The sequence below is a fragment of the Spirochaetota bacterium genome (assembly GCA_034190085.1).
In the GTDB taxonomy this organism is placed as follows: Bacteria; Spirochaetota; UBA4802; order UBA4802; family JAFGDQ01; genus JAXHTS01.
Genome location: JAXHTS010000018.1, coordinates 1 through 22,837 on the forward strand (window position 1 = coordinate 1; position 22,837 = coordinate 22,837).

At 35.2% G+C, this 22,837-nt stretch carries 18 protein-coding genes; 7 read left to right on the top strand and 11 right to left on the bottom strand.

Annotated features, from left to right (window positions below; all coding sequences use genetic code 11):
* Together SVZ03_03455 and SVZ03_03460 are read right to left on the bottom strand one after the other, a co-directional pair.
* The coding region (locus SVZ03_03455; protein ID MDY6933262.1) for a pyruvate formate lyase family protein at positions 1-1,828 on the bottom strand (1,828 nt) is incomplete at its 3' end.
* Positions 1,829-2,532: 704 nt separating this feature from the next.
* Positions 2,533-5,811 carry a BTAD domain-containing putative transcriptional regulator gene (locus SVZ03_03460; GenBank protein MDY6933263.1) on the bottom strand — a complete coding sequence of 1,093 codons (3,279 nt, stop codon included), beginning with the start codon at positions 5,809-5,811 and terminating at the stop codon, positions 2,533-2,535.
* Between the two features lie 462 nt (positions 5,812-6,273).
* Here SVZ03_03460 and SVZ03_03465 point away from each other — a divergent pair, with 462 nt between their 5' ends.
* A complete protein-coding gene (locus SVZ03_03465; protein ID MDY6933264.1) occupies positions 6,274-7,245 on the top strand; it encodes an omptin family outer membrane protease in 972 nt (323 codons plus the stop codon).
* A gap of 40 nt (positions 7,246-7,285) precedes the next feature.
* Here SVZ03_03465 and amrS read toward each other — a convergent pair whose 3' ends face one another.
* Both amrS and amrB read right to left on the bottom strand, forming a co-directional pair.
* The gene (gene amrS, locus SVZ03_03470; GenBank protein MDY6933265.1) at positions 7,286-8,434 is read right to left on the bottom strand and encodes an AmmeMemoRadiSam system radical SAM enzyme; all 1,149 of its coding nucleotides are present in this window, start codon (positions 8,432-8,434) and stop codon (positions 7,286-7,288) included.
* A complete protein-coding gene (gene amrB / locus SVZ03_03475) occupies positions 8,431-9,969 on the bottom strand; it encodes an AmmeMemoRadiSam system protein B (GenBank protein ID MDY6933266.1) in 1,539 nt (512 codons plus the stop codon). Before amrB ends, amrS begins: the two co-directional genes overlap by 4 nt.
* 495 nt (positions 9,970-10,464) lie before the next feature.
* On the opposite strand from amrB, the gene SVZ03_03480 reads away from it, so the two are divergent.
* A complete protein-coding gene (locus SVZ03_03480) occupies positions 10,465-10,764 on the top strand; it encodes a hypothetical protein (protein MDY6933267.1) in 300 nt (99 codons plus the stop codon).
* A gap of 19 nt (positions 10,765-10,783) precedes the next feature.
* On the top strand, positions 10,784-12,436 hold the full coding sequence (locus tag SVZ03_03485) for an AarF/UbiB family protein (GenBank protein MDY6933268.1): 1,653 nt from the start codon (positions 10,784-10,786) through the stop codon (positions 12,434-12,436).
* Between the two features lie 388 nt (positions 12,437-12,824).
* Here the strand turns inward: SVZ03_03485 and SVZ03_03490 are convergent, their stop codons facing one another.
* A complete protein-coding gene (locus SVZ03_03490; GenBank protein MDY6933269.1) occupies positions 12,825-13,667 on the bottom strand; it encodes a PstS family phosphate ABC transporter substrate-binding protein in 843 nt (280 codons plus the stop codon).
* A gap of 381 nt (positions 13,668-14,048) precedes the next feature.
* Here SVZ03_03490 and pstB point away from each other — a divergent pair, with 381 nt between their 5' ends.
* The 4 genes from pstB (at position 14,049) to SVZ03_03510 (ending at position 18,174) form a co-directional block, all read left to right on the top strand.
* Positions 14,049-14,813 carry a phosphate ABC transporter ATP-binding protein PstB gene (gene pstB, locus SVZ03_03495; GenBank protein MDY6933270.1) on the top strand — a complete coding sequence of 255 codons (765 nt, stop codon included), beginning with the start codon at positions 14,049-14,051 and terminating at the stop codon, positions 14,811-14,813.
* A gap of 104 nt (positions 14,814-14,917) precedes the next feature.
* Positions 14,918-15,574: a phosphate signaling complex protein PhoU gene (gene phoU, locus SVZ03_03500; GenBank protein MDY6933271.1), complete on the top strand. Its 657-nt coding sequence runs from the start codon at positions 14,918-14,920 to the stop codon at positions 15,572-15,574.
* A gap of 15 nt (positions 15,575-15,589) precedes the next feature.
* A complete protein-coding gene (locus SVZ03_03505; GenBank protein MDY6933272.1) occupies positions 15,590-16,276 on the top strand; it encodes a response regulator transcription factor in 687 nt (228 codons plus the stop codon).
* A 296-nt stretch (positions 16,277-16,572) separates the two neighbouring features.
* Complete coding sequence (locus SVZ03_03510) at positions 16,573-18,174, top strand: ATP-binding protein (GenBank protein MDY6933273.1); 1,602 nt, start codon at positions 16,573-16,575, stop codon at positions 18,172-18,174.
* Between the two features lie 187 nt (positions 18,175-18,361).
* On the opposite strand, the gene pstA is transcribed toward SVZ03_03510, so the two are convergent.
* The 6 genes from pstA to SVZ03_03540 form a co-directional block, all read right to left on the bottom strand.
* Positions 18,362-19,243, bottom strand: a complete 882-nt coding sequence (gene pstA / locus SVZ03_03515) for a phosphate ABC transporter permease PstA (protein ID MDY6933274.1) — start codon at positions 19,241-19,243, stop codon at positions 18,362-18,364.
* 2 nt (positions 19,244-19,245) lie between these two features.
* Positions 19,246-20,139: a phosphate ABC transporter permease subunit PstC gene (pstC, locus tag SVZ03_03520; GenBank protein MDY6933275.1), complete on the bottom strand. Its 894-nt coding sequence runs from the start codon at positions 20,137-20,139 to the stop codon at positions 19,246-19,248.
* Between the two features lie 431 nt (positions 20,140-20,570).
* A complete protein-coding gene (locus SVZ03_03525) occupies positions 20,571-21,095 on the bottom strand; it encodes a gamma carbonic anhydrase family protein (GenBank protein MDY6933276.1) in 525 nt (174 codons plus the stop codon).
* A 36-nt stretch (positions 21,096-21,131) separates the two neighbouring features.
* Positions 21,132-21,293 carry a hypothetical protein gene (locus SVZ03_03530; GenBank protein MDY6933277.1) on the bottom strand — a complete coding sequence of 54 codons (162 nt, stop codon included), beginning with the start codon at positions 21,291-21,293 and terminating at the stop codon, positions 21,132-21,134.
* 507 nt (positions 21,294-21,800) lie between these two features.
* Positions 21,801-22,268, bottom strand: a complete 468-nt coding sequence (locus tag SVZ03_03535; GenBank protein ID MDY6933278.1) for a hypothetical protein — start codon at positions 22,266-22,268, stop codon at positions 21,801-21,803.
* 288 nt (positions 22,269-22,556) lie between these two features.
* Positions 22,557-22,837 (bottom strand): IS3 family transposase (locus SVZ03_03540; protein ID MDY6933279.1); only part of this gene is annotated, 281 nt, incomplete at its 5' end.

Here is a 22,837-nt window from a genome sequence, read left to right on the forward strand (position 1 = left end):
TCTTCACAGCCGCTAAACTGTCAGCATTCTCTGCCCATGTAAAGAAGGTAAGCCAGCAATTACCACGCTCAAGTGAAGGCTCAAGCGCATCAAGACCGCTCTCAACACTCTTCTCTGATATGCCAGAGAGGAAGGGTCTGCCATAATACTTAGGACTGTTGCTGCGGCCTTTGTTCATCATCCTTGTGCCAAAATTTACAAGCCATTCCATCTGCTTTACCCATGCCTGAAAAAGCTGTTCAAAATCTGTAAACTTGGTAGCATCACCTGTTTCTGGCCCCATCTGCATATTCACTATATTATCAAACCCATTGTGCAGAGCGTATTCTACCATCTTGGCACAATTAAGGGTCATTGCCATCCGTGCAGGCTGAGAGCCATGCTTGGTTGTTGGAGCAGGGGACATACAGGCCTGATGTACCCAGGTCCTCATCTCTTCCAGAGGATGCCCATGCCAGTTCATGCCATTCGCTATCAATATCGGATCATTCCGTATGCTCGGATATCCCAACCCATGCCTGATGCACTCGAAGACCTCCCTCATTACCTCATCCTTTACCTGGGGATGCCATCTGAATCCGAAGGTTGGATTGGCAACACGCACGAGTCTTGATGCCTCTAAAAAGGCTGTGGTGAGATCATTGCATGCATCTGTGCCGTCCGGTTTTACCCCGCCAATGGTCCATACCCATGTGGCTGAAATCCCCTGCAGGGCCTCTGCTGCAACTGCGGGTGAATAGAATCCCACCTCACTACAGCGAATCATAAATTCTCCTACAAGATCAATCGCTTCTTCTCTGGTAATCTTTTTATCAATATTGACATCCTTGTCATAGTAAGGCCAATGGTAATAATCCGGTCGGGCAGGCCAAGCGCCTTCAACATCCTCAAATCTTGCCCAAACCTGAATAAAATGATCATACTGCAGCGATTCCTGAAGGGTTCTCGGCGGTTTCCCGGGTACCCTTTCACAGGTCTCTGCAATCCTAAGGAGTTCCTCTTTCCTCTTGGGATCTGATTCATAATTCTCAGCTATTATCCTAGCCAATCTTGAATACCTCTTTGCCATCCTGATACAGGCCTCCAGTATAATCTGCATCGCTTCCCAATTGCTGAGCTTATCATAAAGTGGTAGAATATCCGGTCCAGGATTGCCATCTATACTCTCTTCAGCTTCATCTATTTTATCCTGTATCTCATCGATAATATCCTCAAATCCCCTCTTGCCAGTCAGTAAGTACTCATAATCCTTACCTGAATAACCGAAGCTGCCACCTACTGGAAAGCTCCACATAAGAACAAAGGTCATAAACTTAACAACCTCCTCTCCTGAGAGGTCTCTCAATGCCTTGCCCATGCAATCCCTGGTACTCCAGTAATTGTTTATATCAGCTATTATTTTGAGCGATTCCTCCTGTGGCTCAGGAATTACAACTGAATCATTGTAAATCTCTTCATTAAAGAGACCGGCTATATCACAATTCCAGGAGAGTGTGTTCGGAAGGCTTCCAACATATCCAACAAGTTGAGCCTGATCCGTGATAAAGATGGTAATATTATCAAGTACATGCGATAATACCTTTGCCCTCCTCATCATTACAGGCTCATTCTCATTCTCTTTAAATGCAGCAGTAAACAACTGCGGTGCCTCAAGGTCCATCTTTATTCCCGGCTCATACATTGCTCCCTTCTTCCCCTTCTTCCAGATAGCCTTTCTCAGATAATCCAATCGTTTGGATCTCTTCTTCTCTGCTACCCACCACCATTCTTGATTCTTCTCTAGGTCTTCCATACTCCTAGTTGTCGATGCTTGTGTCTCTGGTGTCATCTTTTCCTCCTTTCAAATAATCAGTTAGTTACATATATTTAATATATATAGCACTTTTGCTTTAAGTAGATCCTATTGTTGATTCATATTACAAACCCCAAAAACAAAGGGTGTAACATGCAGCATGCAAAATTGCTTTTATAACCTAATTTACGTAGTGCTATAAATTAAACAAAATAATGCGATAAAGTTGCACTCACCTCCTTTGAATGGGATAAAGACTCTCAAACAAGATAGCATCTTATGCTAAGGATATTCTAATAGATTAACATCAGTTGCTTACTATTAAATTAAAGAGTCTTGAAGAGTGATCCTAAAAAGAGCCTATTTCAGAAACTTACTTATAACTGAAAACATGAATTTCAAAACTCACTAAATCGACCCTTATTTAATCACTTAATCCATGATAAGTATATATATTTAGAATCAACTGAAAATCAATTGAAAATCAATTGAAAATCAATTTTAAGCAATTTGATTAAAAAAACTAAAAAAATGAGTATTTTCAGCAAATTCTGTATATTATGAATAATCCTATGCATTGACCAATGAAAAAATAAATCTATTGGTTTGGGATATTCTTATACTCTCTTTATTTGTTTTCTATGAAATACCTATTATTTGTGAGTGTTAAGTAAGATAGAAATGCTTCACCTTGGGCTTATAATGTATATAATTGTGAATATGAATACCTGCTTTAATATTCAAATTAATTTTCGGTATAATTCTTCTGTTTCATCTGCTAATGGAGTGTCTAAATCCTCTCCAATATTCTCTTTACATCTCTCATAAGTTTTAGTTACCATTGATTTATTACCAATTTTAGAATAATATGTCATCAATTGCTGGTAGATATTCTCAGAATATTTATCAACTTCTATAAATTTCTTAGCATATTCAATGCCTTTAGAATAATCGCCTTTTCCCTCATAATAAGATATTATTTTCTGCAATAGATCAAGATATTTATCTTTAAGCCTCGCCCTCTCTTCTGTGCACCATGTTACATATAGGTCTTCAGATAGAAAATCACCACCATAAACAGCTTCAGCTTTAAGATAATGTGATATCGCATCTTCAACATCTTCTTTACTTTCCGCAAGCCTTAATTCCTGCTGGAATTCATCAATATCAGACCACCCATCATCCCCCAAATATAGTTGATACGAATCGCCTTCTCTTATTATGTATGAAGATGGAGCCCACCTTAATATTTCTGGTTCTACTATTCTTCTCAGGGAGCTTAGCACAACCTGAAGACGATGGGATACCCTCTTTGGATCCTCCCCAGGCCAAAAAAGCTCCATTAACACCTCCTTTGCCAAAAAACCTCTTGGTCGAGATATTAAAAGATACTTAAATAACATTTTGGCCTTTTTGCTCTTCCATCTATCCGCCTGTATCTCTTCATCTCCACGATATACCATGAATTTGCCAAAACAAAACACCCTTAATCCAGGTACTGTTGCTTTTTTACTTTCATCTATACTTTTTGGTTCAATTTCACTTATATTAGTTTCATTTATATCGCTAATAACCCTTAGATTATCCTCTACAACTATACCTATCTCACTGAATATTTTATTAAGGTAATCCTGCATCTTACCACGAAGGAATATCTCAATCAGAAGGGGTTTTATCCATCTCTCTTCATTGATAATCCATATATCATACTCATTGGCTTCGCATAAATTAAGCGCTTGAATAAGCTTCTCAATAGCAAGATCCCTTTGTTTCTGCTTCCAATATAATCTAGCATATAAGAGATAGATTCTGCTAATATTCAATTTTGAATTTTTCAGGAGTTTCTCCGCATTATCCAAGAGTATATGAGCCTCATCCAATTTTTCTTGTTCAATTAGGGATTCAGCTAAACTACGCTTAAGCGATCCCTCCTCCAATGGCAGGGTTAAATCATTAATTATCTCTATCCCCTTTCTCGCGTTATCCTCTGCTGCCTTCAGGTTTCCAGATTTCATATAGGCATGATTTAGAGCATAATAAACCCATGCCTGGCACCACCTGCTTTTTACTTTTTGGAAAACACCTAAACTCTTCAATGAAGATTCGATTGACTCTTCAATTCTCCCCAATCCAACTGCATTTAACGCTGAAACTAGTAAAAGGATTGCGTATATACCCTCATCTAGCTCCCTCTCTTTGCATAGCTCCATACCCTTTATCGCATTCTCCATGCCCCTCGAAAAGAGGCCCATACTGTAACAGGAAATAGATATTAGGCAATAATCAAAAACCAACCAATCATATAGCCCTAAATTCTCGCATAATTCTTTTGTCTGTTCTGCTATTGTTAAAGATTTTGATACGTCTCCAGAGAAAATATACCGAAAACAGTTATTAATATATAATTCAGCAAGTAATTCACTATCCTTAAAACCGGACAATAGGGACATGGCATATTTAAAATACTGATCACCAATATCCAATTTTCCCAAATGATAGGATAGATGCATCAAATTTATGAGAACATTAATACTAAAGCGAGGATTGTCCTTTACCTTACCAAGCAATTCTTTAAGCTTCATCTCAGCCCTGAGGAAATCACCATCCAAAAAGTAGTTATATCCAAGACTATTAAGAGAAAGCACAATACCATTTGATGATTTATTCTCAGCAAAGGATTTATGTGCCTTACTATAGGCACGGATCGCCTCCTGCGGCTTACTGGAAAGCTCTAATGCAAGGGCCTGTAAATATTTTACCCAGGGTTCTTCATTTAAATAGATATCAGGCACTATCTTGAGATAGGAGTTTATCAGGTTAAAGCGTCCCTCTTTCAACAATTTTAAGCCAATCATTCTTAGCAATGTCCATGCCTTTTCCAACTGTTCCGCCATCAGATAATGCCGCAGGGCTTCCTCATCTTCACCCTCCTTTTCCCAGATGCCCGCTGCATCCCTGTGAAGTTTAAGTATTGCCTCCCGACTCATCTCCAGTTTTAACCTATTCATTAAGAATTCCTGGAATATGATATGATAGGTAAACCACTCCCTCTCCTCATTCAAAGGGAAGGTAAAAAGATGCTTCGCTTCAAGAGTCATTATAATCTCTTTCGAGTTGTTAATATTTAAGAGTTGATCACAAAAGTCAGCGCTAATACGAGAAAGGATTGAGGTCTTTATTAAAAATTGTTTTAATTCGCTTGATTGAAGATCATAGATATTATCTTCCAAATATTGTAAAATTACCTGGGGTGAATTTTTGAGATGTAGTAGGAAATCCCTTATCTCATCATGGCTTTTACATCTTAAAAGGTGATAAAATAATATTAAACCTGACACCCACCCCCTTGTCTTTTGTTGAAGAATTCTTAAACTCTCTTCATTTAGATTAATATTATAAATTTTAGAATAGAGTTCATCGATTTCAGAAATGCTAAAAAAAAGATCATCTTCTCTAATATCGAGCATCTCTCTTCTGGCTCTGAATCTGGAAAGATGTAAATCCGGTTCTACTCGACTGATAACAATCAAATGAACCTGAGGTGACAGATGCTCAATTAGATACTTCAGGGATTCATTTATCTCCACACTATCTTCAATTAAGTGATAATCATCAAGACAGATTAAAATATCCTTATTTATATGTTTTTCAAATTCACGTATTAGAGCGGCAAGAACGTCTATACGGTTACTCTCTATAATACCAGTCTTCTTAATTCTACGAATTATACTGTTCCCAAATTTGGGATAATACTTTTGTACCCCTAAAATTAGGTAATGGAAAAAGGGTATTATGTCATTGTCAGATTTATCCAGCCTATACCAGACTGTATCTAAATCAAGATTCTTGCACACATCAGCAATAAGAGTGGTCTTCCCAAATCCCGCTCCTGCTATTACAGCTGTAATTCTTTTCTTGGGGATTCCAGATAGGAGAGTATGCAATCTCTCTCTTTTAATGATATCTGATGAGGAAGGGGGGAGTTGTTTTGAGCTCAGGATTTGAATACTTCTATCCATTATACTCCATCAGTTATTAAAATATAATTATCGCATTTTAGGATTTGCTCCCAGATAATGGGATAACCTAATGGATTAACAATTATCGTCTCCTTATTTTATCAGGATTAGAGACAGTTTTTCTCAAAAATAATAGTAAAAATCATGGGTTATTTGTCAAGTTTAATCATGTAAAAGAATATTGCTCATAATTCTTCCCATGATGAAGGGAGTAGCTCTTCTATTCACGATAATACCCAACGAAAAACGATACAAAAGGAGCGAAATAATAGCGAGAATATATACAATAATAATGCATAAATATTTTATAAAGTAATTCAGTAGTCTCATCTTTGTCAACTTTATCTTGACCTATGTAAAAATATTGATAATAATGTCAACAACATCCTATGCTGAGAATACTCTTGTCTTGTATCTCTAATTTGTGCTGTATCGATCTTTGAGCCCAGGGATAAGAATATTATGAGATTGTTTGCTAATCTCTGTATCTATATATTTTTTATTGCAACAGGCACAATACATCTTTATGCTGAATCTAATAATGCTGAACTCTCATTAGGGGTGGGATTGCTAAGAGGATACACTACTTACCAGATTGGAGGATCCTTTCACACTCCACTTGGCAGTGGGGAATTTCGATTTCCACTAAGCGAATTGCAATTCCCCCTGGATGTTTATATGATTTCAGCAAAAGGATCCATAGAATTAGCTGAAAAATTAGATATTGGCATAGGCGTAATGAAGAACATCTCAGATGATGCTGGGAAGATGGAGGATAGTGACTGGGGACTTTGGTTTTATGAGTCAGATGGATGGCCCAATCCGGATTCGTTGGATATTTATTCTGAAAGCGATGCAGAGCTAAATGTTTTGATTATCGATATGGATATTCTATATAAACTTCACAAAGGTTCATATGATACTTTCGAATTGTTTCTCTTAACAGGTATTGGATATAATTATCAAAAATATGATTTTAATGTAAGCAATTTAAATAAATGGTACCCTTCGTTAAATATGTATTATGGATATGATATAGGACATGAGATTATTTCCGGAAAAGTGCTTACTTATGAAATCAAGTATAATATTCCATACGTTAAAATTGCTATTGAATTTATGTATAAAAACAATTCCCATTTTCAAACAAGTATTGGATATTCCCAAATTGTTGATGTGGAGGATTATGATAATCATATTTTACGATCAAAGAGAAGCAGGGGTGAGTGCGAAGGGGATGCCATTCTGTTTTCTTTATGTGGTAGATATTGCTTTATAAATAATCTATTCTTTACACTTCAGTTTGATTATATTACAGTTGAAGCTGAGGGGAGGCAAAAACAGAGACAGGATGGCATATATATAGGATCAATTGATCAAAAAATTACAAGTAAACAAAAATTCTTATCCTTCGAATCTGGGTATAGATTCTAAATTATTGATGTATATAGTGAAATGATAATTATATTTATCATTATGACCACACTCCGGGTATTATCGTTTTGCAGTATGGACATCTTCCATTTTTAATATTATTTGTAATGGAGAAGAAACCGCTTCTTTTAATAATCATCTTATCACAATTATGACAATAGGTGTTTTCCCACTTGTGGCCTGGCACATTTCCGATGTAGGCGTATCTTATACCCTCTGATTTCGCTATTCCCCTGCATCTCTCAAGGGTCTTTACAGGTGTTGGGGGAAGATTTTTCAGGAGATACATTGAATGAAACCTTGTAAAGTGCATTGGCACATCCTGAGAGATATTGCTCTTTACCCATCTGGCCATATTTCTAATATCTTTAGGAGAGTCGTTTTGATTGGGGATCACCAATGTTACAGTCTCAAGCCACTTACCTGATGAACGCACTGTTTCGAGATTTTTCAATACATCTGTAAGATGACCACCACAGATATCTCTATAAAATTTTGAATTGAAGGCCTTGAGGTCAATCTTAACACCATCAAGATTTTTTAATAATTCTCTACTGGCTTTCGGTTTAATGTAACCATTGGAGATAATAACGGATTTAATGCCCATGCCCTTTGTTATGTTGGATGTTTCAGTAATATATTCGAATTGAACAGTAGGTTCATTGTAAGTAAAGGCAATTACATTAGATTTTAAGGATTTAGCCCTCTTTACTATATCTTTGGGGATTATTCTAATTGCGTCTAAATCTTCAGGTTTTGATTGAGATAGCTGCCAATTCTGACAGAATTTACACGAAAGGTTGCATCCTGCTGTGGCAAGGGAGAGGGCCATCGATCCCGGAAGAAAATGGTTAAGCGGTTTCTTCTCTATCGGATCCATGTGAATTGCAGCAATACGAGAGTAAACGAGTGAATAAAGCTTGCCATTGATATTTTCCCGTACCCTGCATACTCCCCTCTCCCCAACATCTAATAGGCATTCATTAGGGCAGAGTTGGCAAAGAACCCTATCCTTATTTATCGCTTTCCAATGCGAGGCGATTCTTTTAAAACCACCCTCATCCCTTGATAGAGAAAAGAGGGGATCCCCCTTATATGAATAGAGTATTGAACCTCCAATAATTAAGCTACATAGAGTATTACAACCCCTACTTAACAATTCCTTTCTACTTATTTCATTATAAATCATAGGTCGCCTTCGCTAAAAACGATTGCCTGAAATCTATAAATCTGTGCTCCATATTTCCATGCATAATCGGGAAGACCTGACTTTCTACAGGTGTGAATCAAAAATTCCTCTCTATTCCAGTTCCATTCCACAGGTACCTGCGGAAGCAAAAGCCCCTTACGATGCCCCTTCTCAATGATGAGTCCATCCCTTCCAACCTTAATTTCATCAATAGACTCCACAATTTGAGGTTTAGTCAACACCGATATTTCAATCTCAATATCATTGAATTCTGCTTTATCTAAAGGCGAGAATCGTGGATCTCTAAATGCCGCGTTATATGAATTTTCGATTACCGCCTTGTTTAAGGGTTTAATACCTAATACATACCCAATGCATCCCCTTAGATTGCCCTTCTTTTTTAGAGTAACGAAAACACCAGTTTCATTACGACAGTTCTTTGGCACATTATCAGATTGGATTTCAAGATTTTTATTCTTATGCAGCACTGATTCAATATTTTTTCGTGCAATATATAGTAGATATCTCTTATCTTTATCCGTGAGTTGAAAATCCTCGTTTTTTATAATTTGTCCCTCCTCATTACCTTTTAAGATTGTACCACTATAACAGATTGACACATAACTTACTGAATTATTATAGTCACCTGTAATATTGCCAGATGTATCGTAAGATATGACCTCAGCCTTAAAATCCCTAATAGGTAGGGCTAAAGCAATTTTTATCGCATTCCTACCACAGGCTGTAATACCTGTTTTATTCACATAGGAACAAAAGTTGTCTAAATCCTTGTTTATTATGTGTTTAACAGCGCCAAAATCTAAATCCCTAATCTTTTTTCTGAGTATGTCCTGATTATTGCTCCTAAAGGGAAGATAATCAAATCTATCGCCATAATGAGTGAAATCTGAACTCACTATGATGAGTGGACGCCTTTTATCCTTGATTGCCCTTACAATTGAGCTTGAAATTTTAACAGAATCATCTCTGGTTATATTGCCTACAAGTATAGGGATAATTTCGATATCCGACCTCAGTCTATCCCTATATATTCGCTGCAAGAAGGGGATATGAATCTCAATTGAATGCTCTTGTCTGTGCGCAGCCCTGTTTGTTTGGAATAGGGGTCCATACAATAGCTTATTGACTATGCTCTTTGCAACCCTTACCCTGCCTAGCGGTGTCTCATAGAAATCAACAGGCAGGATGGAGCATCCATGAAAGTGGCTATAATGAGATGGAGCAATAATTACAATAATTTCAGGAGATAACCGTTTAACTAAATCATATCCCCTAGCCGCTACACTCCCGGAATATATATAACCGGCATGAGGTAGAATTAGAAGCAGTGGATTTGATAACGTTTTTTTTCTATCAATGTCTGTAATAAGATCATCAATTGTGGATGCAAGCTTTGATGAATTAGCTGAATACCATCTTCCAGCTAAAGCAGATTGCCTAACCTCTGAGCTTATCTTTGATTTACAAAAGAGTGTGAGCAGTAAAATGATATTTATGAAATTCCATAATCTCATTTTTGATTATCTCACTGATAATTTATTAGATTATGCCACATAATATATTTTCATCCGATATCTTTCAACAATTTTACCTTTTTTTTATATGTTTATATATAAATTCTCAATCAATATCAGTCAAAGCGCCCTAATCTTGATCAGCTCTATAAGTAATGTCTTCAATCCAGAAATACTAATTCTTTTTTTATCAATTCTTGGCTTGACATTTACAATAATTGCTTCTATAAACTCAATATAATTGTGAATATATATTATAGAATATTGATCAGTTCCTCTGCAATGGTTGCGTATTATATCGTGTCACCCTGTTTAGCGATAAAAGAAAGGATGGAAATACACATAATATTAGCTTAGCTGATGGTAGATTTTTACATCTTTATGTATTATGTATATTCCAAAATATCTTAGGTGTGGCTTTTGCAGGATTAGTTATTGTCTAATAAATGAGCAGGATATCGCATTATTTCACACTTTCAAATAAGGAGCATATTTATGAATAGCATAATTAAAGATTTAGCGGTTTTACTCTTTGCTGCTGGTGATGAAATTGAAAGAAAAGCAGAAGAAATTAAAAAAAGAAGAGAAGAGAGATTCAGTATGTTTTATGAGAAAATAAGAGAAAAGCAGGAGGATTTTACATCAAAACATGCTGAAGAGATACAAAAGGCAAAGGATAGACTCTCTGAAATAGCAAACAAAGCTGGCCTTGCTACCAAAGCGGAGATCGATGATATGAAGAATATAGTATCCGATATAGATAAAAAGTTAGATAAGCTTATGAAAGAGAAATAGACTATTGCTAAATTATTAGATGAAAATCCAAAAGAGATTCCTTCGGGTTGCATGGTTATTCTTTAAGATATTCATTGATTTTCATAAAGAATACAGACTGATTCGCAAAAGGGGATTTAATTATGCACTCCCTAAAATGGAAAAATCTCACAAAAAAAGGGCGACTGAGCTTTATAATCTTGCTCTATCACTGGAAGGTGTATTAATAAAACTTTGTCAGTTCATAAGCTCAAGAAGGGATTTTTTCCCCTCCCCCTATATTGAAATTCTCACTCCACTTCAGGACGAAGTTCCATCTATTGATTTTAAAGAAATTGAGAAGATAATTGAACAGGAATATAGGGATTACAAGACTATATTCAAAACAATTGAAAGGATACCAATAGCCTCCGCCTCATTGGGACAAGTCCATCGAGCTATACTAAATGATGATACAATTGTCGTATTAAAGATATTAAAACCAGCAATTGAGAAAATATTTGATACTGATCTTGCCATTCTTCAAATAGTGTTTTCTCTCTTTTCTAACTTTAGCTTCATACGAGATAGGATGGACATCGAGGGTATTATGGAACAATTTACCCTCGTCACTGGCGATGAACTTAATTTTAGAAGAGAAGCGCATAATGCGATAAGGTTCAAGAAGGCTTTTGATAAATATAATTTTATTAAGATACCTACAATCTATGATGAATTTTGTACTGATAGAATAATCGTCATGGAATATATAGAAGGTGATAAAATAACAGAAATAGAGAGATGGTCAAAGAGAAACAACGATCCTAAAATACTTACGAGAAGATTGATAGAAATATATCTGGAACAATTTTTATTTATTAGACTCATTCACTATGATCCACATCCGGGAAATATTCTGGTGCTCGATAATAACTGCATTGCATTGATTGATTTCGGCATGACTGGAGAGTTAACAGAGAAGATGAGTTCAAGCATATATACTGGCTTGTTAGCGACATTGAATAAGGACTATGAAGTAATCTTAAATATCTTAGATGACTTGAACTTTTTTAAAAAAGGTACGAATATCTATACATTTTTGCCTATTGTGCAGTTTTTCCTTGATACAATATTACCTTCAGTTAAACTGGAAAGAGAGTCTATCTTAGCTATAGATATCTCACCAATTTTAGACGATCTTGTAGAGATCATGTATAGTAACTCCATCACATTCCCAGCCGAGTTTTCATATATCGGAAAAACTGTTGGAACCCTAGCCGGTATAATTGCACTATTATACCCGGATATGAATATATATAATGAACTTAGACCATATTTCAGAAGAATCCTTGAAAGAAATTTCTTAGAAATGGCAAATAGAATATATGAACAGGCCAAGGGCAATATTAAAGATGTTATTATATTCCCCAAAAGGATTAATAGAATTATAGGAAGAATTGAGAAAAGAAATCTTGTATTAAGGGTAGAACAGGATGGAATCAATGAAAGTCTCTTAAATATACAATCATCAATTAACAGGGGGATAAGCCTTATTCTATCTCTCCTCTCTTTTTTCTTTGCTTATATACTCTATATACTAAAGCATAATAATGGAACGATATTGTTCAGTTCTTTAGGAATAATATTCTTATTATACTTTTTATTATACAGAAAGGAAATCCAAAAAAGAATAATTAAAAAACGAATTTCCTGATGATTAAAATTTTGAGAATTATAATAAGTATAAAAGGTGAATTATTATCAGAGTGCCAGATATTATCTGAACTATTAAATAAGTATTATTATACCAGATAATCTATCAGCCTTTAATTCCTCTGATCATAAAATTCTTCGTCAATAATTTCTTTCAATGGACTCTTCAGAATATTATTATAAGGTGGTATGAATCCCCAACTTTTGATTATCTTCAATTTACTTTTCCTTATCTCAATAAAATTGGTTTGAATCTTCTTTTCATTCTTTAACATCCAGTTTGTAACCTCGTTTTTAAATTGTGAAGAATATCGACATTCATTGTCGATTAAACGAGATTACAAACATTTATTCACTTCATGACTAAAAAAACATTCTAAATCTGTGTATTATAAAGGAATAAATCCAGCTTCTTTTACTAATTTTTGTCCTTGGCTTCCAAGAATAAAGTCTATAAACTTCTTTGTATCTTCTGAAATAGCGGCATTGTTTACATATATATAGAGTTTTCTCGATATTGGATATTTGCCGGACTTGCCATTCTCTATTGTACCTTCTATTCCATTAACCCTTAATGCCTTAACGGTGTTGTTTAAGTAACCATATCCAATGTACCCAATTGCTCTCTTATTTTGAGAGACAGTGGTGATAATAGCGCCATTTGATGCTTGAAGCAGAGAGTCCTTTCTAGTGTCCATCTTTTTCATAACCTTCTTATGCCATATCTCATAGGTACCAGAGCTTGTATCCCGTGATACTACAACAGCTTTATCATCCTTGCCTCCAATATCCTTCCAGTTGCTGATATCACCCGCATAAATAGCCTTTAATTGATTCATCTTGATGTTATTGATAGGATTGGATGGGTGAACAACAGGCACTATCATGTCATATGCAATGGCTATCTCCCTAACATCAATTCCCTTTGTTTTAGCTAGTTTCAACTCTTTGGGTTTCATCTCTCTTGAGGAGTTTGCAATATCACAATTTCCGTCAATCAATGCCTTGATCCCATTTCCTGAACCGCTTCCTTCCACTGAAATAACCAAGTCCTTTTCGATCTTAGCATACTCTTCTGTTATCTTCATTGTTATAGGAAGAACAGTTGTCGATCCCTTAATTATTACCTTATTAACTTTATCCCTTGAGCAACCACTTAATACAATTGCAATTGAAAGTGTAATAATCGAAATAAATGTGATAAAATAAAATTTTCGTAAATTTACTTTCATAGAAAAATTCTCCTTATTTATTTTTTTTTATAAACTCAACTTGAATATATTATACATTTAAATTAAATGTTTAATTCGAGTAAAATATTAAATTTTTGTTAAAATATTTAAAGAAATGATATTAAGAAATTATAAAGAAAAAATAAATGATTTATATGTTTTCATCTCATCCTATGAGGTTTACAAATAATGATAAAAATTAACAAAATCTTTACAATATTTTTATAAATATTCAATAAATAATGAACATCTATTAACTGAGACGGGCTATAAAATTTAAATGATAATAGTATTAACAATTTTATATATTTAGAAGATTCTCGTCATTGGGAATTTTAGCGCTTTACACTTTTATAAGTAACAAATTTAAGGTGATAGATATTGAATCAAATTGCGGACAAAATTGAAGTAAAAGATCTAACCTTTTATTATGGTGAAACAATAGCGATAAAAAATGTTTCATTGAGAGTAAAGAAAAACAGTGTGTTAGCGCTAATAGGTCCCTCTGGATGTGGTAAATCAACATTTCTGCGATGTATTAACAGGATGAATGATATTATTGCAAATACCAAAGTTGAAGGCGACATATTAATTGATAAGGAATCCATATATTGCCCTAAATATGACGTTATTCGTTTGCGGAGAAGGGTTGGAATGGTGTTTCAAAAATCAAATCCCTTCCCCAAATCAATTTTCGATAATATCGCCTATGGTTTAAAAATTAAGGGGATAAAAAATAGATACGATATTGAGAGAATAGTCGAAAATTCATTAGTGAAAGCCGCCCTTTGGGATGAGGTCAAGGACAGGTTAAAGGATTCAGCCTTAAGCCTTTCTGGTGGCCAGCAGCAGAGACTCTGCATTGCACGGACAATTGCCATTGAACCTGAAATAATCCTAATGGATGAACCTGCCTCAGCATTAGATCCCATATCAACTCAAAAAATTGAGGAATTGATTCAGGATTTAAAAAAATTATATACCATAGTAATAGTTACACATAATATGCAACAAGCTGCCAGGGTTAGTGATTATACTGCATTTTTTTATTTGGGCAGCCTTATTGAAGTAGAGGAGACTGACACAATATTTACGAAACCGAATAAGGAGATGACTGAAAATTATATCACAGGAAAATTTGGGTAAGCTGGTCGACATCTGTTGTTGCCTTAATCTGTATAACAATCAGCATTTATAAGATATAATAATTCATATGTTATAGCCTAAGGCGCAGTCGAATGGAGGACATTATGATCACTCATTTGGAAAGGGAATTAGAGGAAGTTAAATTTAAAATATTTGAGATGCAGGATCTTGCTATAGAAGCTATCTTAAAATCTGTTAACTCTTTAAAGGGATCTGACATTAAACTGGCAGAAGAGGTTATAAGGGACGATTCACAGCTTGACAAACTCGAAATTACAATTGATGATGACTGTATAAGAATTCTCGTAACAAAACAGCCAGCTGCTATTCATCTCAGGTTTGTGCTTGCTATGCTTAAAATAAATACCGACGTGGAGAGAATTGGCGATCTTGCTGTGAACATAGCAAAAGAGACTATAAAGCTTAATGGCAAACCAACTCTAAAACCCCTAATTGACATACCCAGGATGGCAAACCTATGTATTGAAATGATAAAGGATTCCTTTATATCGATAAGCGAAATGGATGAGAATAAGGCAAAGTGTATTATTGAAAAAGACAAGGATATTGATGCCTTGAACCTTCAGATTTACAGAGAACTCTTTTCATTTATGGCAGAAAATCCACGCACAATTTCAGAAGCGCTTGGATTGATAATGGCAGCAAAGGCTCTCGAAAGAATCGGTGATCATGCAACAAACATAGCAGAAAGGGCAATCTATTATATAAAGGGTGTTGATGTTAGGCATTTTGAAAAATAATAGATAGTGAAACCTATGAAACAAAATATATTTATTATAGATGACGAAAAAGACATACTGGAAATCGTAAGCATTAATATAGTCAAGGAAGGCTATAATGCCTTTTGCTTTTCCAGCGGAGAAGATGCATTAAAAGCAATAGAAAAGGAAACTCCGGATCTGATTATCCTGGATATTATGATGAATGGCATGGATGGATATGAATTCTGTAAGCATATCAGATTTTCAAAAGATTATAAATATATCCCAATAATATTTCTATCAGCAAAGTCCGAGGAATTCAATAAGATACTTGGTCTTGAGTTGGGAGGTGACGACTATGTAACAAAACCATTTAGCATTAAGGAACTCGTCTCAAGAGTAAAGGCTGTTTTACGACGAGTAGGTGATAATAATTCGAATCCAAATACTAATTCATTGAGATTTAAGGGCATTGAACTCTTTCCTGACAAATTTGTATTAAGAGTTGAGGGCAAAAACGTATCACTAACTAAAACCGAATTTGAGCTTCTGCATCTCTTTCTAAAATATCCACAAAAAATTTTCACAAGAGACAATATTATAGATCATATTAGAGGCAAAGATGTATATGTTGTTGACAGAACTATAGATGTCCATGTGATGAATCTTCGAAAAAAACTTGGAAAATATAAAAACATCATTTCGACCTTTTCTGGTGTTGGTTATGGTATAAAAGAATAATAATTCTGTTAATACTATAACAAAAATTATATAGTACAATAATAAAAATATGTTCTCAATTAATGACATAGGATGTGACTTAATCCCAACCACTGACTGGGAATATTGACTATTTTAGAAGCGATTAATAAATCAGCAGCTTATAATATTTATCAACCCTGAACAACATGTTGAAAAAGATTAGCAGTAAAATAAAAATCTACTTTACATTACTCATTGCGCTTTTGGTTTGTCTTATCCTTCTCTTTTTTAACAATCTCGTCTATGAAACTCATCTAAATATAATTAAAAGAGATATGAAAGAGAAGATAAAATTTATCCAGCTCTTTATGGATGAGAGAACTGATCTGCTTACCCATCCCCAAAGAGAGATTGATAATCTCATATCTAAGATTTCACAGATAATCGACTTGAGAGTCACTATTGTCGATCATAGTGGAGTTGTAATTGCCGACTCTGATGTTGATGATGTGAGTGTGCTCGGTAATCACAAATACAGAATTGAAATAAAAAATTCAATATCTTCAGGAATCGGCGAGAGCATACGCTACAGCAGCACTCTAAAGATTGATATGCTTTACATCGCATTAAACTACGAATATTTTGTTATTAGGCTTTCAAAACCGCTTTACGAAATTGAAGAGAGTTTGTCAAAGCTTCAAAGAATGATAATAATATTCAGTTTGTTTATTATCGCTATAGCAGCCATAATAATAGCTTTTATATCTGGAAAGATAACAAGACCAATTGAGGAAACAATAGATTTCTCAGAGCATTTTTCGAAAGGTGATTATTCAAGAAGAATACTAAATTATGCTGATGACGAAATCGGGACACTTCAGAAATCCTTGAATAGGGTTGCAGATATAGTTGTTAGCGAGATGAACAACCTTATTCTGGAACAGAACAAACTGAAAATTACAATTGAAAGCATAAATGATGGAATAGCTGTTATTGATAATAATAAAAGAATTATATTGTGTAATTACGCATTTATTTCTATTCTTGACATAGGAATGAATGCAATCGGGAAGGTTTATTTTGAGGTAATACGAGGTAGCGAATTAAATATCAAGATTGAACATTCATTGAATATTGGGGAGCAGATACATTTTGAAGAGACTCTATACAATGGAAAGATTTGCGATGTCTTAATAAAACCGATAAAAGAAGAAAAAACCATACAGGGTATACTGGTTGTTCTATATGATGTAACAGAAAAAAAGAAAATGGATCAATTAAAGACTGATCTTGTAGGGAATCTCTCTCATGAGTTAAAAACACCAATCGCTATTATCAGAGGATATCTTGAAACTATTAAAGATCATCTGCATGATCCCACTCAATGCAGGGAGTTTATTGAAAAGGCAATGCTAAATATTGATAGGCAAAATTCAATAATAAATGATATGATTAAACTAAACATGCTCGAGACCATGCAGAGTATTCAGCTTGAGAAGATAAATATACAAGAAATCATACTTAACTGTATTGAGATTCTATCATCAAAGGCCGGATCAAAGGACATTACTATTACCAACTCTATTGATATACTGAATCAAAATATAACAGGCAACAGATTTCTAATTGAAGAAATATTCTTTAATCTTATTGACAATGCAATCAATTACAACAACAGGAATGGGAAAATTCACATTGATGCTGAAAGATTTGATAAACAAAAAATTATCACCATATCGGACACTGGTATAGGCATTCCTGAAGATTCAATTGACAGGATATTTGAAAGATTTTACAGGGTGGATAAAAGCAGATCTAGATCTTCTGGAGGAACTGGTCTTGGATTATCAATTGTAAAGCATGCGATTAGTCTATTAAACTGGGAGGTATCTGTCTCTTCAAATGCGCATGGAACGAAATTTATCTTAAAAATATAACAATTCAATAAAATAGAAATTCCAAGAGATTCTACCTCGGAATAAAAGATTCAAGGATTTAAGTTAAAAGCCAAAAATCGATGTAGGGGCGAAGGGCCCTTCGCCCCTACTAACTTATAGGAAAAATTGAATGAGAATGTACTATTCACGTTTATTCTATTGTTAAGCAATGGGGTGTGTCTCCGGTTTATACTTTTTTCCTGTATCTATATCTTATAATTAGGGCAGTTATATTGAGCATCAACACTAAAGCGATCAATACAATCGCAGCGCCATACTGCATATCCCGGGTTTCCTGAATATGCGTACCAGATGTGGCCATAACATAGATATGATATGGAAGAGCCATTACCTCATGAAAGATTGAGCTTGGCAGGTTGGGAGTAAAAAAAGCAGCAGCAGTAAACATTATTGGTGCTGTCTCACCTGCAGCCCGACCAAGTGAGAGAATAATCCCTGTCAGGATTCCCTGAATTGCATTGGGTAGCACAATTTTATAGATAGTCTGCCATCTGTTAGCTCCCAATGATAAGGAGGCCTCTCTATAAGTATTAGGTACTATCATTAAAGCCTCTTCAGTAGAACGAATGATAATAGGCAGATTTAATACTCCAAGCGTTAAGGATCCGGATAGTATGGAAGTACCAAAGTCCAGAAATATAACAAATATACTAAGCCCGAAAAGACCGAAAACAACCGACGGAACTCCGGCAAGATTGTTTACACCAAGCCTTATTATCCTAACAATTTTTTTATTTGTTGCATATTCAGTAAGATAAAGGGCGGTTATTACTCCCACAGGAATTGACAAAAGGGACGATCCCAATAAAAGGTAAAAGGTTCCAACTATCGCAGACCATATGCCACCCTCGGTCATCTCATTTCTGGGCATAGCAGTTATAAATTCCCAGCTTAGAGCTGAAAATCCCATCTTAAAGACATAGCCTATAAAGAATAAAAGAACAATAATAACAAAAAAAGATAATAATCTAGTACAAAAAAATATTACCTTTTCGACTATTTCCGGGCTTTTCAATAATTTAGTTTGTCGTTTAATAATGGTCAACATTTTCAATCATTTTGAAATTTATACTTATTAGATAAATAGTCAGCGGTTATATTGAATATAAAAGTAATGATGAAGAGCAGTATTCCAATGGCAAAGAGGGCATGATAATGCGAACTGAAGACCGGCGCCTCAGCCATCTCTGCAGCTATGTTTGATGTCAGAGGCCTAACAGGATCGAACACCGATTTTGGTATTATTGCAGCTCCTCCGGCAACCATAAGCACAACCATTGTCTCCCCGATAACCCTGGATATCCCAAGTATTATCGCTGTCCATATTCCAGATAATGATGCAGGAATTATAATATGAAATATTGTCTGCCATCTATTTGCTCCCAGGGCATATGACGCCTCTTTAAGGGATGTTGGCACAAAGGAAAGGGCATCCTCTGATATACTACATATGGTAGGAATGGCCATAAAGCTGAGCATAATAGAGGCGTTTAAAAGATTAAGCCCTGTATCAATATCAAAGTTTCTTTGAAGAAAGGGCGCCACAACCACCATCCCCAAAAAACCAATAATGACAGATGGAATTGAGGCTATTAACTCAATTGTCGGCTTTATTAACTCCCTGGCAAGGGAACTGGCAAGCTGAGACAGATAAATGGCGATAGAAAGACTTAAGGGTACAGCAATGATTGTAGCCAAAATTGTAACGGAAATTGATGCCACAATCAATGGGAAAACACCGAATCTTTCATATTCACTTGTGGGATACCAACTGAACCCAAAGATAAAATCCGTGGGACTAACCTCTCTGAAGATAGGCAAACCTTCCTTAAAAAGGAATAACATAATAAGTAATAGAATAAAAATACAAAAAAAGGCAATAATGAAGAATAATTGTCTGGTCGTTAGATCAACTATATTTTGGTTAGAATATTTCTTTCTCAAATAATTCAAAAATTTATTGTAATGACATGCCTTCATTTTGACATCAATTGTTAATACTTAAAAGCTTTATTATCGCAGATACTTCTTCATCCCACATTTGCGCTCTAAATAGTATCCTTGATAGAATGTTCACCCATTATGATTATTGATACAATACCTACTTTCAATTACTATATCATTTCATGAAAATACAACATTTTTGGTCAATATGTTTATTGATTGTAAATTAATTATAAAGAAATTGTTTGAATAATGTAAATTGATTGCAAAACATATTATTGCTTTACTCAGTATATTCTTATGTGGGCATAATTCTTTTGAAGCTGGGTTTAAGTATGAGTAATAAAGTTGTTTACGCCTTAAAACGGGCGCTCAAATTTCAAAAAATTGATATAAAATGAGTACAATGGCATGATTGGAATATGAAGGGATCATATCTCTCTCAAAATGCCATCCTTTTTGTATTCATTTCGCAACATCTGATAGCCCTGAACCGGAATTTTATTTAGCATTTGGATATCTGAATCACTGAGTTCTCTAACTACTTTACCTGGAACACCAGTTACTAATGAACGAGGCGGCACCTCCATTCCCATAAGCACTACTGAACCTGCGGCTATAATTGATTCCTCTCCTATTTTAACACCCTGTAATAATACTGTTCCAGCTCCTATGAAGGCGCTTCTTCCAATTATCCCTCCATGAACAATGCTACCATAACCGATAATACTTTCACCCTCAAATCTTATCTCCTCGTTTGCGGCATGAATAACAGCATTTTCCTGAATACAGCATTTAGGGCCAATGATTATGCTCCCCATATCCGCCCTTAGCACTGCCCCAAAGAGCACAATGCACTCCTCGGCTAAGGTTAAGTTGCCTACCAGAGTGGAATTTGGAGCGATGTAACAACTATCATGAACCTGTGGAGAATTACCCTGAAATTCAAACATCATATCTATCACCATTTCTCGTCCGTATTTATAGCATTGTTAATGCGTATTGATATTTCTGTCCATTATTTTATATTTCATTCTTCTTTTTGTGTTTTCTTGTATTTTTTCGAATCCTTCTTTAATTGATAAAGCGCTATAATATTTACTTACTTCTTCTTTCCATTTCCACACTTCCAATAATGAATTGTCATATTTCATCGTCATCTGTTGATACCGCCATTGATGTAATAATTTCTAACCGCTTGGAACACCCTCTTATAGATTAATCCCGTTAATTTTTTCCATATCTTCTTAAATTCCAACTGACGAGAGCATCCATCTCATTGATAGAAGCAACTGCTGCATGAATTGAATCATCAATTCATGCTTGAGTAAAGCGACTTCAATTATATATATCTGCAAGCAATTATGCCTCTAGTGTTATCTCAAGTTCAAAAGGAGTAAACTTTTCGATTTAAGATTCCAATATTATTCGTTTTTCTTCTGAAGCTCTTTCAATCTCATCGAATACAATTTGAGAGATGTAAACAACAAAATTTCCTTTTTTCTGGGGCATCATCTGCAAAATAGAAATTCCAAACTGAAGTTTCTATAATATAAATAAAGCTTTAACTTTTTCATTTCGATTGATACTCAGTGAGAGTCTAATGGGTCGCTCAGCCATCGAGTTTACGAGTTCGGCTGATGTGACGAGATTAGGTGCTACTAATATTTCCACCATGGTGTTTTAATTTTGCCGTCTAAAAGCTTTTTAGTCGAATCAAATAATGGTGTTTGGGTTTCTGAGGGTCCAACCAAAGTCTGGCACTTAAGAATTAGTCTTGAATATTCTCGCTGTAGTGCATCTTTATCATTGATAACAGCTACAGCATTATCCAGGCCACGATTGATGTCCTCAGCTTGACAGTAAAACCTCGCCAGTGTGATCGCTTCTTTCTCCGATAAGGCACTTTCAGTCAGAAGGATTGGCACCGATACTTTATATGCCGTAAGAGGCATGCGGTATAAGGGTAATAGAATTCGGTCCCTGAGGAATATTTCTGCTCTTTCTCTGCAGAGCTCCGATTCTGCGCGGATGGCACAGAAATGGCCCTTCAATTTTCTTTTTCGATCAAACCATTGCGGGATGACTGCAAAAATGAAACCTAATAAAACAAGTACAATTTCTTTCATGCGAGGAATCCTTCATTACATCATAACGTCCGAATTGAGCCCGCTGTACGGTGCTGTCAAGAATACGCTCGACCTACGTAAAACTCAACTTGGCCGCTGAACTCGTGTCAATCAACCCTGCTAGTGCAGTCGGATCCAATGACTGGTTAGTAGTTGTTCTATGATACATACCTTTGACAATCGGTCTAGCATGGATGTGTCTTGGCACAGGCTCAATCGTAACTCGAATTTAGCTTGTTGTATTTAGCCTGTGCTTGCCCTGCAATTACGGACACATAGTTAAGCAACTTATTTAATTATTGAATTAGATGACTCATATTCTTCCGGACTTTTATAGTCAAGAAAAGAATGAATTCTCTGTCTATTATAGAATACAGAAATGTATTCAAAAATAGCAAGCCGTGCTTCATCTCTCGTTTTATATCTTTTATGAAATACCTCTTCCATTTTTAAAGTTGAGAAAAAACTTTCAGCACATGCATTATCCCAGCAGTCTCCTTTACGGCTCATACTCTGAATCATTTTATACTCAGTTATTACTTTTCTGAAATCATGGGAAGCATACTGTA